Here is a 12,352-nt window from a genome sequence, read left to right as displayed (position 1 = left end):
CCCTCATTTCTCACGGTATGCTCTGAGGGAGCATCCATAACGGCATCCTGCCCCGTCTTATCCTCATGAGTTCCTCAATCACTACACCCTCTCAATTTCAATACGACCTCATTTGTATCGGGAGCGGACCAGCGGGTCAACGGGCGGCGATTCAAGCCGCCAAAATAGGGAAACGGGTCGCGGTCATTGAAAAAAAGCGTACAGTGGGCGGTGCCTGTTTAGAGACCGGGACCATTCCCAGTAAAACCTTTCGAGAAGCCGTCATGTCCTTTACCGGACCCCATCAACATTGGGGTCGTTCACCGGATACAGCGAAAATTCGACCCACGGCCGACCAATTGGTCGCGCGCGTGGCGGAGGTTATTCGCACCGAAGGTGAGGTGATGAACGATCAATTACGAAGAAACGATGTGGAGCTCATCCAAGGGGAAGCCACTTTTGTGGATCCCCACACCCTGTTGGTTCACACCGACAACCAGTCACAAACCCTGTCGAGCGCCCACATTCTGATTGCGGTAGGAACCATCCCGACACCTCCTCCCAATATTCCCATAGACGGCCAATATATTTTTGACAGTGATGGCATCATCCACCTGCAACAGCTCCCACGAACCATGACCGTGGTTGGAGCCGGGATCATCGGTATTGAATATGCCTCAATGTTAGGGGCACTTGGCGTCGAAGTCACCCTTGTGGATTCACGAATTCGTCCCTTGGAATTTCTCGATGGTGAGATTGTTGATGAGCTCATTTATCAAATGCGGAATCACCAGGTCACTTTTCGTCTCGGTGAAACTGTCGAAAAATTAGAAATTACGGACACACCATCCCGGAAAGTCGTGATCCATTTGGCTTCCGGGAAACGACTGGTCTCAGGCCTTGCCCTCTATTCCGTCGGACGAACGGGAGCCACAGCAACACTCCAGCTCGAGAAGGCGGGATTGACTGTAGATGCCCGCGGCCGTCTGCCGGTCGATTCTCAATATCGTACCCCAGTCCAGCATATTCTGGCGGCAGGTGATGTCATCGGTTTTCCGAGCTTGGCCGCCACATCTTCCGAGCAAGGCCGCTTAGCGGCCTGCTATGCCTTTGGTCTGGAAGCCAACCCCATGACAAGCCTCTTCCCTGTTGGTATTTATGCCATTCCGGAAATTTCGATGGTGGGAGCCACAGAGGAACAACTGACCCTCCAGAAAATTCCGTATGAGGTGGGAATAGCCCGTTACCGCGAAATCGCTCGTGGCACAATCATGGGAGATTTGAACGGCATGTTGAAACTATTATTTCATCGAAACGATCACCGGCTCTTGGGCGTACATGTGATCGGAACGGGAGCCACAGAACTCATTCACATCGGACAGGCCATCCTTCACACCGAACGTGGGCTCGAATACTTCCTCACGACCGTCTTTAATTATCCCACGCTGGCGGAATGCTACAAAGTAGCGGCCCTCGACGCCTACAACAAACTTTGTGAAACATAGCAGACTTTTCACGTATCGGTTAAAACGGTAGCTTGAGTCCGCCGGGAAGATCCTTAAATCCTTTGATAGGAAGGCTTTTTTCAAGAAGACTTTTGAGCACAGCATCATGCTGCGTGACGCGCTCGGTTAATTGACCGGCAATTTTTTCAAACCCGCCCAAATTATTTTGAAGTTGTTGCATCGGTTCGGCAATCTTCGCCGAGATGGCCGATTGAAGTTCAGTGCCAAACTTTGCAGCCAATTCATTCACCATCTTGCCAGCCGCATCCTGAAGAACACCATCCAGGTCAGAGGATACCGTGACTTCATGTTGTTCCAATGTCCCCGTCACATTAGCCTGAACAGAAAACTCAGATACACCCGCCACGGCAGAGCTGAGGGATTTGGTTAAAGGATTGGTATCACCATCTTTTCCTGCCGAGAAGTGAAGACTGTGGAAATTCCCTATGCCATGAACTGCTAATCCCCGGTCCTTGAGATCCGCGTTTACGTTGACACCACCCACCCCGCTAGCCAGGGTGACGGGCCATTTATCATTTTTGGATAATGCCAGATTATCCAGTTCATACTTTTTTGCCTGCACTGTCAGATGATCCTTGGAATCGGCGGGCACCACATGGTTGAGAAACCCTTCCAACGAAATAGACTGTACCCCCTTCAACCGGTCTCCGGAAAAAGCAAACGTTATGGGTTGTCCCAATGTCGGTTGGTCGTTGGTGATATTATGGATAGTCCCGGCCAAATCACCTGCTCCTAAACTGATCGATACCTTCGTCAGACGAATCAGGAAATCGGGAAGCGGATGCACTTCCTGAAAATGCACATCCACACCCTTCCCACGCAAAGGCTTGTCCACCTGTGGGCCATCTTCTCCTCCCCCTGCGCGGTCCCCTTCCAGAAACGGCTTCGCTCGTTCATACCAGGCCGCTCCCTGATGAACCCATGATCCAATCTGGGGCCCCAATAATGTTTGACTCACATGAGCCAACCCTTTTGGGGATAAATTGTATTTGGCCTTGAGGTGTTGAATATCCCGTTGCGGTGCGGTTTTCACCTGATCGAGGCGTGTGCGTAGTAACGCCAACTTCTCCTCGAACTCCTTCTTCGCCCCTTTGAGCGATTCAATTTCCTGCTCAATATCCTGTTTCAAGACCTGCACTTCCCCCACTCCGCCCAAAACGCCTTCCAGTCCGCCTTTTGCAGCCTTTTTCAGACTTTTCACCCGTTCTTTGTATTCGGCCAACCGGGCTTTCCCCGGCAACTCTTTCAACCTTGCCTCCCATGCCTCTTTTTCCCGCTCAACATCCCCTTTCAATGCCTCAATCAATCGGATGGTTTCCAGGTCTTCTTTTTCTAAAATATTTTTCACGTCAGGAACTTCAAGAGCCGGAAGCGCAAGAGAAAACATCCCGGACTCCTCTTCAGCAGACACGTCTGGGATTGGCTTGACGGCGCCGGATGTGGTTCTGAGAGTGCCCAAACGAACACCTTCCAAAGCCATTTCTTCCACAATGACTTTTCGCCGTAGGAGATTCAGTCCATCTAAACCCATAGTCACGTTGGCCACTTCCACCGCATTGGTCATGGGCTTCCTGGGATTCGTCACTTGCAATCTGGTCAACGAGAGGCCAGCGGGAAACAGGCTGAGATCAGCCGCATCCAGCTCTACCTGAGCTCCCAGGGCTTCGGTCCCTGCCCCTTCGATCAAACTTTTCACCCATCCATCCACCAAAAATATCCACACGCAACCGAAAATGCCTGCAAACACGACAAACGCCCCAAGCCCCCACCACCGAATCCATTTCGTCATCAGCTAGGCCTCCATGACGAAAAGGTTTCATAGGTCTGATACAACTTGCTAGCTTTAAACATTTGCATAATCCGGGTTTTTTGTACCCAGGCCAGGACATGTTGTCGATAGCGACGAATCAAGAGGTTCGAAAGCAGAAGAACAGGGACAAACATAGCAACAGAAAACACCAGGCTGCCCATCACAATAGAATTATTAAAATGCTCCAATCGCCACCACACCGATTGATAAAGGGAGGTCCAAAACCCTTCCAGCGTTGGAGCGGTCAGAACGGTCAACCCCAGTAGATGAAAGAGCGGATCAAGGAGATAAGCCATCGCGGTAAACAGCGCCAGCCCAAACAGAAAAGCCGATAGATTCACACGCAGGATAAATACCAACAGGAGCACAAAGAGATTGTGCAAGCTCAGAAGCGGGGTAAGCCCAACGATCATGGCAAAACACAATCCCAACGAGAGTTGGCCCGGCTCGGTCTCGGAATTCAGAACACGAAGTAGTTTGGCAAGAAGCTTAATCATTCGTTAATAGACAATCCATATGAGCACAATACCAGAATACCTTTGAACCCGTGCTACGTCCACACAATGGATGGAAGAAGCTTCCAACCAAGTAGTGGCTCAATTCATACTTGTTGATGTGAGAATGGCCGCAGACGTTTCGCTTTGTCCGCTGATTGGATTTTTTGGCTCAATGGCACGCCGGGGTATGTTGCGTTTACTTATGGTCTTAGCCTTTGTGCGATGCATTTTCTCCCGAGAATGGTACGGAAGGATTCCGCTTAGGACCTCCGCCAGGGTGTCGCACGGGACATCCTCCAGCAACTTAATGGCCGGTTTGGGATCGGGACCGGACCGGCCGCCGACAAAGATATCCACGGCTTCGACAATCTGCCCTTTAACTTTGATCTTTTTCCCTAACAGACCCACATCCGCCACCAGATGATTGCCGCAACCGGCGGGACATCCCGACCAGTGCATGGTGATGGGTTTCATCTCCGTGCCGATGATCGCTTCAACTCGTTTTGCCGTTTCCACCGCCCGGCTTTTGGATTCGATGACAGCAAGATTACAGTAGTCGCTTCCCACACAACTGACTAAACCTTTTTGTACCGGCGTGGGATTGTAGACAAAGCGTTGTAATAGAGGCTCCTCCGTCAGGTCTCCCAACACGCGGTCCGAAACATTGGGCATGATGACCGCTTGATTGGCTGCCAGACGGAGTTCCCCTGTGCCGTAGGATTCAGCCAGGCCGGCTATTCCGTGTAAATCATCCCCCTGAATACGGCCGACGGGAATTTTGAGCCCCACGTAGTTCAAGCCGGACTGCTTTTGCCGGTAGACCCCCATATGATCATTGACGGAGTGCTTCCGTGAATCGGTTCCTGCTCGCGATAATTCCCATCCCACTTCCCGCTGAACTTCCATGCGAAACCGTTCTTCACCCCAGTCATCCAATAAAAAAGCCAGTCTGGCAGTGGTGCGCGAGTCCCGGCATCCATGATTCCGAAAGACGCGAAGGATGGCTCCGGTCACGGCCACCACTTCCTGGGGGCTGACGAATACATCTAGCGGAGTGGCAATGCGATACCCGCCAGAGCCGAGTTTCCCCCCCGCTAACAGGTTAAACCCGATGACCGCTCCGTCCCGTCCCTCCAGCATTGCCGGAACCAGTGCCAGATCTTGAGTTTCGAGGTGTAAACAATTGTCGAGACAACCGGTGATGGCCAAATTAAACTTTCGAGGAAGATTCGAATAAGCCCGATGTCCCACCAGTGCTTCTGTCAGCCGTTTCACCAGGTCTGTTGCATCGAGTTGTTCTTGCGTGGTTAACCCGGCCACCGGGCAGGTCATGATATTGCGGACATTGTCCATGCCGGTTTGCAACGAACAAAGGCCCGCCTCTTCCATTTGACGAAAGACTTCCGGGACATGCTCGATCTTCAGATGCCGCAACTGAAACTGCTGACGGGTCGTCAGATCCAACACGCCATTTCCATAGGTGTTGGCCAGATGCGCCAATGTGCGTAATTGGACCGAAGTGGTTCTTCCTCCTGGAATACGGACCCGGATCATAAAAAACCCCGGTGTGGGATTTCGAAGGAATAGTCCATACCATTTCAGCCGTTGAATATCTTCATCCGGGATCGCCTCCCACCCCGATTCAGCATATCGGGCAATATCCTCTTTGATGTCCAACCCGTCTTTTTCGCCTTTGAGCACCTCAATCTTATTCATCAGAATCCTTTCACGTTTCTTTCTCGATTCAGTCACACGACCTGCTCTAGTTCCTAATTCTCCCGCCCAACCGCCAGGGGCTGAGACAATAACTCCCTCTCCGCTGGTACAGGAATCCTCCGTGACGATTCAAGTGACGCACCTTCCGCTACGGCTTCTGCTTTCTTGATCCACCCACGCACAGGACTGATGATCCAATAGGCTCCTCCCATAAATACGACACCACCGACGATATTTCCCGATACGACCCACAACTGATTCCACAAAAAACCGGTCCAGGATATATCCGGGCCATGCGGGAGAAACAAGGCAATGCCCAAGAGCGATTGGTTGGCAATGCTATGCTCAAACCCGCTTCCGATGAATGCGAAGAGACACCAAAAAATCAGCATGATCTTCGCGACATCATTGGTCGTGCGGGATGCCGTCCACACTGCCAAACAGACGAGCCAGTTACAAAGAACCCCGCGTATAAACAGCTCCCACATCGGAAGATTCATTTTAAGCGCGGCCACCTTGAGCAGCAGATCGCTTTGAGGCGCCTGTCCCACCACCCCAGATTGTACGACCAACCATGCCAACCCCATTGATCCCGCGAGGTTACCCACAAACGACCAGAAAAAAATCTGACCGACCTGTTTCATCGTGATGGACTTGGCCAAAGCACCAAGAGCACACACCATATTATTTCCGGTAAACAGTTCCGAACCCGCAAAGATGATCAACGTCAGCGCAATGCCAAAGGACACGCCCATCACTAATTTAAACCCGGCTGATCCTTCGGCCCAAAATGGAGCGCCCACACTGAAGATCAAACAAATCCCAAAACCGAGATAAATGCCAGCCAGGGCGGATAAGACCAGGTACCCAATGGGATTACTTCGGAAGTACCCCACTTTCTTTTCTGCCAACTGAACCATTCGTTCGACATCCCCCGTATGCATGACTCTCTCCTTATTCTGTTATTCCGTAATCCGCATAATAAAAAAGCGCCAACTGCCTGGTCTAAGGCCGGATTAATCCGCCTTGCCCAAACAGTGGCGCCTTTGCCACTTCCCCCACCATTCACTCCTCGAAATGATAAAGTCTGATTTCTTTGTTCCTACCGAATTCTTACACCGTTCGTTTCGGAAGATTGTCGGATCAATACGTCAGTTCCCTGAAAACCCATCACCCCATGTTTCGCATTCGGCAAAAAAAAACGCCCAATCCCTTGAAAAGGAATTGGACGATCATTGTCCAAAAACACATCTTTGCTAAATGACCAGCAACTTCATTGTTGCTAGTAAATTATTTAGCAGACATGTCAGCCCCTGTCAATCAGGGCTAAAGACCTATTCAATCAGTTTAGGAAAACGCTAACAACGAAACCCCGCGCCAACCGGATGCACTACGAAGTGGCTTGCGTGAGAAACGCTACCATGACTAAAACGCCGTTATATGTGCCATGGAGCGCGATTCCTGGCACAAGACTTTCTGTTCGAATGCGTAACAGGATCGTCAACGAACCAACCAATGAAACGGCTAATAGTGCCGGCCAATACTCAAGCACTTTCGGCATATGCACTCCAACAAAGATCATCGTGGTCATGAAACCAGCCAAACCCGGTCCCCAGGATTCCGACATTCCGGTAAACAAAATCCCCCGGAAGAGCACCTCTTCCACAACAGGAAATACCCCAATAAACATCAAAGCCCATAAAGTCTGTAACGAAGGAGGCGCACTGATCATGGCATCAAAGAGCGGTTGAGGAAGATCGTCCGCTGGGAGCCCACCATATTCAGTAAAGGCAACAAATCCAAAACCCAAGGCTAATCCCATCAAAAAAAAACGCCACAGATTTCGAAAATCATAGGATTTCCCAAGTAGCTCACTGAACCCATTTGCATTCGAAGATAGGACCGCTCGCCGTCTCGCCAGGTCTATCGACACCATCATGGCTCCCAATGTCCCCACACATAACGACAGGGGAAGTAACCAAACTTCCTTATACTGAGGTACCGTGCCAAACTGCGCCCCGACGTCAATTCCCCCGGCCAACGTCTCCACCGCCCCGCCCACAGCGGAAACCATGAAGATCCCAAGGGCCTGAACAACATAGAAACATCCAACAATCAGGACCGCCGACCATGCGTGCCGCCAGGGTTTCAACCGGGGTGGAGCGTGAGGTGGAGAATCTTCAGAGCAGAGGACCGGGAGAGGCATATTGTTCTTTCGGGTGTTGGCGCAATTTCTTGATGTCTCAACATGGTAGACCTTGCTTCAGAAGTCACACATTCCTTTATTCCAGCACATCTCAACCCATGCGATACCTCGGACCGAGATTCATTTTTGATCACAAAAGCCATTTAAACATGCATGAAGGGGGTGGGAGAGAACACAGGAGGCTCCAGACATTTTAAATCAGGGACACTTCCACGTATTGCTCAGAGAGGAAAGGGCATGTCTTTGAGGGTAGAGGGTCCACCGACATGTCTTAGAAAATTGAAGAGTAACGACATCGTTGCAAAAAAATCATTCGCACAAGACAAAGCACCCCGTGTGTTATGGGCGGGGACCCGTCCTTTCACAGCAGTGTTTTCGAAATAGGTAGGGTCCGGTCTATGTTCCCGAAGAATATGCAAGTGAGCATGGAGTTAGCCCTCCATGGATGAAGATTGTTTATCAGATAGTTCACGAAACGCGCCAATTAATTTTAGGGCGACACTGGAGTAATTGTTAATGGCCTGGGAATCATCGCCTACGTCAAGATAGGGGGTATACCCCTCGCTCGTTGCCAGTTTTTCTTTGGAAGGTCTGTTGAACCCCATTGACCATTGGGAAAAACTCCGGTTCTTGATCGGACCTTGAAATAACACCACAATTCGATTGTGGCGAGAATCCTGCCGAATGACCCCAAGCATATTCATCACCTGGTCTTTGGGCCCCTCAAGTGCCTGAATAAATGATCCATCACAATGAAGTAACATACCCGTGATTCCAAGTTGCTTGTTTTTATTACGTGCGTGTTTCAACATCGACAGTAGCTCGTCTTCTTCAATTCGCCGTGTTGCTGCACTGGCATAGATAATTTGATACAAGTCGTTTTCCATAACCCTGCAGCCTCCCTCAAATCATTGTCTCAGGCAAAGAGCTCTGCTCATTTTGAAAGCCTTGATTCAGGAACATGCCCTTCGAATTCTATCGACTCTGAATGGCGGAAAAGGGCACCATATCAAAGCTTTCTCAAATATGAAACAGGGAATATCGGAAGGGAAAAAATTCTCTAAAACAAATGGAGGAAGGCTTAGTGCTTGAGAGAAACCACAAAACGATCAAGAGCCTTCAAGTCCTGAAAGACGATGATATTTTCCTGCAAAAATGCCTCAGCATAAGCTTGGATGGCCTGGCCCCCTAAACCGACAGGAGTGAGCGGGACAATCGTACCGGCTATTTCTTGTGCCAGGGCGATGGCTTCTTCTGAAGACTCCATCATTGTCACAGAAAGCAACACACAGGTGGGACGGTTCCGGTCACAATAGGCCGCTAATTCAGGAATCGGCAAATTGGCCCCCAAATAATGTACTCGACAACCCCGTGCCCGGCAGACATAGGCTGCGGTCATTGCCGCAACTTCATGCCATTCATTCGTAGGACAGGCAATGACTACCACAGGTCCCACATCTGAAGTTTGAAAATGGTTCAAGGCCGAAAAAATTTTTTGTTTGACTTGATTCGACGCATAATGTTCCTGGCCCACGCCAAGCTTTCCATCATGCCAGAGTTGTCCAACCCGTTCTTGTAAGGGGAGTAAAAAACGATGTAACGCTTCTTCAAAAGGAATCACGGCTAAGGCGCCATTCAATTTCCTTTCAAAACCCACACGATCATTCTCCTCTAACGCCTGTGATAAATCGGTAACCAAACGTTCAGACGGTGGCGGCTCACGATGGGTTTCCACAAATACCCGCTGAGCCTGCTCCTGTAAATGCTCACGTCCTTGCACGGACAATTCCCCAATCGACAACCCCTGGTCTATCTGAGACTTGAGATATCGAAACAACACCACATCGTCATCCGTATACAGGCGATAACGATTATCGCCTCGAACAGGGTTGACCAGCCCGTATCGCCGCTCCCAGGCTCGTATGACGTGGGGAGAAAGGCCGGTAAGCTTGGAAAAACGATGAATTCTATACATTGGCATTAGGTATTTATATCAATGTGTATAATGTATGTCAAATCATTTTTTTTAAAACAATTGACAAACATTGAACGCATTGCTATAACTATGAACATACATTAGACAAACATAAGTCAAACAACATTTGTCTAATTGTAATTTAAAACGGAGGGACTACAATGACACACACCACAAAACACACCAACCAGCAAACGGGAAGGAGGCAAACTGAAAATGCTGGAAGATTGCTTCATGCCTGTTCGCGCTGTGGAGGGTTCTTGGTGAGTAGTTATTGCATCTCTCCCGATCAAGGAACCTCTGAATTTCAGATCCCCGTGTGGAAATGCCTGCAATGCGGAGATCTATTTGATGCCACGGTTTTAAAAAACCGGCATCTCTTTCACCATCACTCAAACAATTAACCGGAGGGTTATCGTCATGAATGTACCACGGAACTTCTCAATCTCCCATTCACTCTATCGGAAGAATTTCTCTATGAAGCCGTTTCATCAGACCATCGGTGGCACCATGATGGCCTCACTACTCCTCATCACTACTCCTGCATTGAGCGCCGGTCCTGAAAATATGGTCCTCGTGCCTAAAGGTGAATTTGTGATGGGCAGTGAAAATCATCAGGATGAGAAACCTCACAACGTGGTCCTCGATGCCTACCACATCGACACGTATGAGGTGTCCAACAAAGATTACAAGGAATTTATGAAGAACACAGGACACGCAGCTCCGGCCTATTGGGATGATCCACGACTTAACAAACCCGAGCAACCGGTGGTGGGAGTCAATTGGTATGACAGCAGCGCCTTCTGCGAATGGAAAGGGAAACGATTGCCGACAGAAGCGGAATGGGAGCGAGCGGCGAAAGGGCCTGATGGACATGCCCATTACCCCTGGGGACATGAGCTTGATGCTTCCAAGGCCAACTATGGTCAAACCGTCGGGCAGACAACCGCTGTGGACTCCTATCCAGAAGGTAAGAGTGGATTCGGGGCTTATAACATGGCCGGCAACGTTTTTGAATGGGTGTCAGATTGGTATGATCCCGGTTATTTTAACGTCAGCCCTGCCATGAACCCCCAAGGTCCTTCCACAGGTCTCAATTTTGCGAATCAGGGTCAGGTCAAAGTGTTAAAAGGGGGCTCCTGGTTAGCACCGGCTAGCTCCCTTCATACCAGCCATCGATTCTGGAACCAACCTGAGAACAATTCTTATGGCGTTGGTTTAGGTTTCCGCTGTGCCCAGGCGGCCTCTCCAGCGGGGCTTCAGAACGTCCAATATGACTTCATGCTCTCTCTGATCAGCATGGGGCAGGAAAAATGGCAGGAAGCTCTCACATCCATTGAGAAGGCTCTCAAGGCCGATCCGAAAAATGAAGAATATCTGCAGACCCAAACATTGATCATGGATCAAATCAATAAAGACAAAAAGTAAACCATGGAAGTCCCGATCGTCATGATCCTTGATCATTTATTCGACAGCCTTTAACTAAACGGGAAGAACGTTATGACAAACATAAAATCTGGAGAAGTCAGAAATGAAAAATTGACCAGATCAGGAGGACGCCTGCCTGTGGCAGGCGTCCTCCTCGGCAGTCTCCTGTTAACCCTTCATCCATCGGCAGCATTCGCTCAGGACAGTGCGGTCGTGCCAGACAAAATGTCGTATGTGCCGTTCGGCCCTTCCATCATGGGCATCGACAAAGATCCGTCTAAGGCCACGTCAACCACGGGCGACTCTGCAACACTCTATCAACGGAGAATGAGTATGCCCTGGTCCAAAGAGGCATTTCATGATGAGGGACCGGCCCATTGGGTCGTGGTTGATGGTTATTTTATTGACAAATACGAAGTTTCAAACAGCAAATATGCAGAGTTCATGAAGACCAAGGGGCATCCCGGACCAGCCTATTGGGACGACCCGCGATTGAACAAACCCAACCAGCCGGTGGTGGGAGTGAATTGGTTTGATGCCAAGGCCTATTGCGAATTCAAAGGCAAGCGACTCCCGACAGAAGCCGAATGGGAGCGAGCCGCTCGAGGCCCTGAGGGATTGAAATACCCGTGGGGTAACGAGTTCGATGCAGCAAAAGCCAACTTTGGCAAAAATCATGCTGCCACCCTGCCGATTGACTCCATGCCGGAAGCGGCAAGCCCGTACGGCCTTCACCATATGGCTGGGAATGTTTTTGAATGGGTGGAAGACTGGTATGACCCGGATTTTTACAGGAAGACTCCCCATTCGGTGAACACCATGGGGCCACTTAAACCCATCTGGATCGGCGGAACCGGCACATATGTGGATCGCCTGACCGTCGGTGAGAAGCGGGTCATTCGGGGTGGATCATGGATTGCCGCACAATCCAGCATCACCACCACACATCGGTTTTGGAATCATCCATCCAATAACAGCTACGGGGTAGGACTGGGATTCCGATGCGCAAAATCCGCTTCCACGGTAGTCAATGACAAAGTACGAACGGCTACGATTGACGCCATGAAGAGAATGGGACAAGAAAAATGGCAGGAGGCCAAGACACAAATTGCCACCGCCCTTGAACTCGAGCCTCATAATACAGAACTTCAACAGATGCAGGCGATCGTTCAAGACAATATTCGGTAGGAACATTCCCATGAGGGTCAATCAAGC

At 50.0% G+C, this 12,352-nt stretch carries 10 protein-coding genes; 3 read left to right on the top strand and 7 right to left on the bottom strand.

The annotated features are described in order from the left end of the window. The first annotated feature begins 32 nt into the window (after positions 1-32). Positions 33-1,484, top strand: a complete 1,452-nt coding sequence (gene sthA / locus ACWHYD_RS05105; RefSeq protein ID WP_447965825.1) for a Si-specific NAD(P)(+) transhydrogenase — start codon at positions 33-35, stop codon at positions 1,482-1,484. A gap of 19 nt (positions 1,485-1,503) precedes the next feature. Here the strand turns inward: sthA and ACWHYD_RS05100 are convergent, their stop codons facing one another. From ACWHYD_RS05100 to ACWHYD_RS05070, 7 genes are all read right to left on the bottom strand, one after another. After that, positions 1,504-3,294 (bottom strand): TIGR03545 family protein, encoded by a 1,791-nt coding sequence (locus ACWHYD_RS05100; RefSeq protein WP_447964834.1) that lies wholly within the window; start codon positions 3,292-3,294, stop codon positions 1,504-1,506. Continuing rightward, a complete protein-coding gene (locus ACWHYD_RS05095) occupies positions 3,294-3,812 on the bottom strand; it encodes a TIGR03546 family protein (protein ID WP_447964833.1) in 519 nt (172 codons plus the stop codon). Before ACWHYD_RS05095 ends, ACWHYD_RS05100 begins: the two co-directional genes overlap by 1 nt. A gap of 99 nt (positions 3,813-3,911) precedes the next feature. Next, positions 3,912-5,528: a ferredoxin--nitrite reductase gene (locus tag ACWHYD_RS05090; RefSeq protein WP_447964832.1), complete on the bottom strand. Its 1,617-nt coding sequence runs from the start codon at positions 5,526-5,528 to the stop codon at positions 3,912-3,914. A gap of 53 nt (positions 5,529-5,581) precedes the next feature. Continuing rightward, positions 5,582-6,472 carry a formate/nitrite transporter family protein gene (locus ACWHYD_RS05085; RefSeq protein WP_447964831.1) on the bottom strand — a complete coding sequence of 297 codons (891 nt, stop codon included), beginning with the start codon at positions 6,470-6,472 and terminating at the stop codon, positions 5,582-5,584. A 446-nt stretch (positions 6,473-6,918) separates the two neighbouring features. After that, the gene (locus ACWHYD_RS05080; RefSeq protein ID WP_447964830.1) at positions 6,919-7,734 is read right to left on the bottom strand and encodes a CPBP family intramembrane glutamic endopeptidase; all 816 of its coding nucleotides are present in this window, start codon (positions 7,732-7,734) and stop codon (positions 6,919-6,921) included. Positions 7,735-8,165: 431 nt separating this feature from the next. Further along, on the bottom strand, positions 8,166-8,621 hold the full coding sequence (locus ACWHYD_RS05075) for a BLUF domain-containing protein (protein ID WP_447964829.1): 456 nt from the start codon (positions 8,619-8,621) through the stop codon (positions 8,166-8,168). A gap of 194 nt (positions 8,622-8,815) precedes the next feature. Continuing rightward, complete coding sequence (locus ACWHYD_RS05070; RefSeq protein WP_447964828.1) at positions 8,816-9,715, bottom strand: MerR family transcriptional regulator; 900 nt, start codon at positions 9,713-9,715, stop codon at positions 8,816-8,818. Positions 9,716-10,186: 471 nt separating this feature from the next. Here ACWHYD_RS05070 and ACWHYD_RS05065 point away from each other — a divergent pair, with 471 nt between their 5' ends. Continuing rightward, positions 10,187-11,137 (top strand): SUMF1/EgtB/PvdO family nonheme iron enzyme, encoded by a 951-nt coding sequence (locus ACWHYD_RS05065; protein WP_447964827.1) that lies wholly within the window; start codon positions 10,187-10,189, stop codon positions 11,135-11,137. Positions 11,138-11,209: 72 nt separating this feature from the next. Next, entirely contained in the window at positions 11,210-12,325 is a 1,116-nt protein-coding gene (locus ACWHYD_RS05060; RefSeq protein ID WP_447964826.1) for a formylglycine-generating enzyme family protein, read from the top strand. The last annotated feature ends 27 nt before the right edge of the window (positions 12,326-12,352 follow it).

This window comes from Nitrospira sp. Ecomares 2.1 (genome assembly GCF_965152585.1).
The sequence above is the reverse complement of the archived record's forward strand: the minus strand, read 5'-3'. Positions and strand labels throughout refer to the sequence as shown.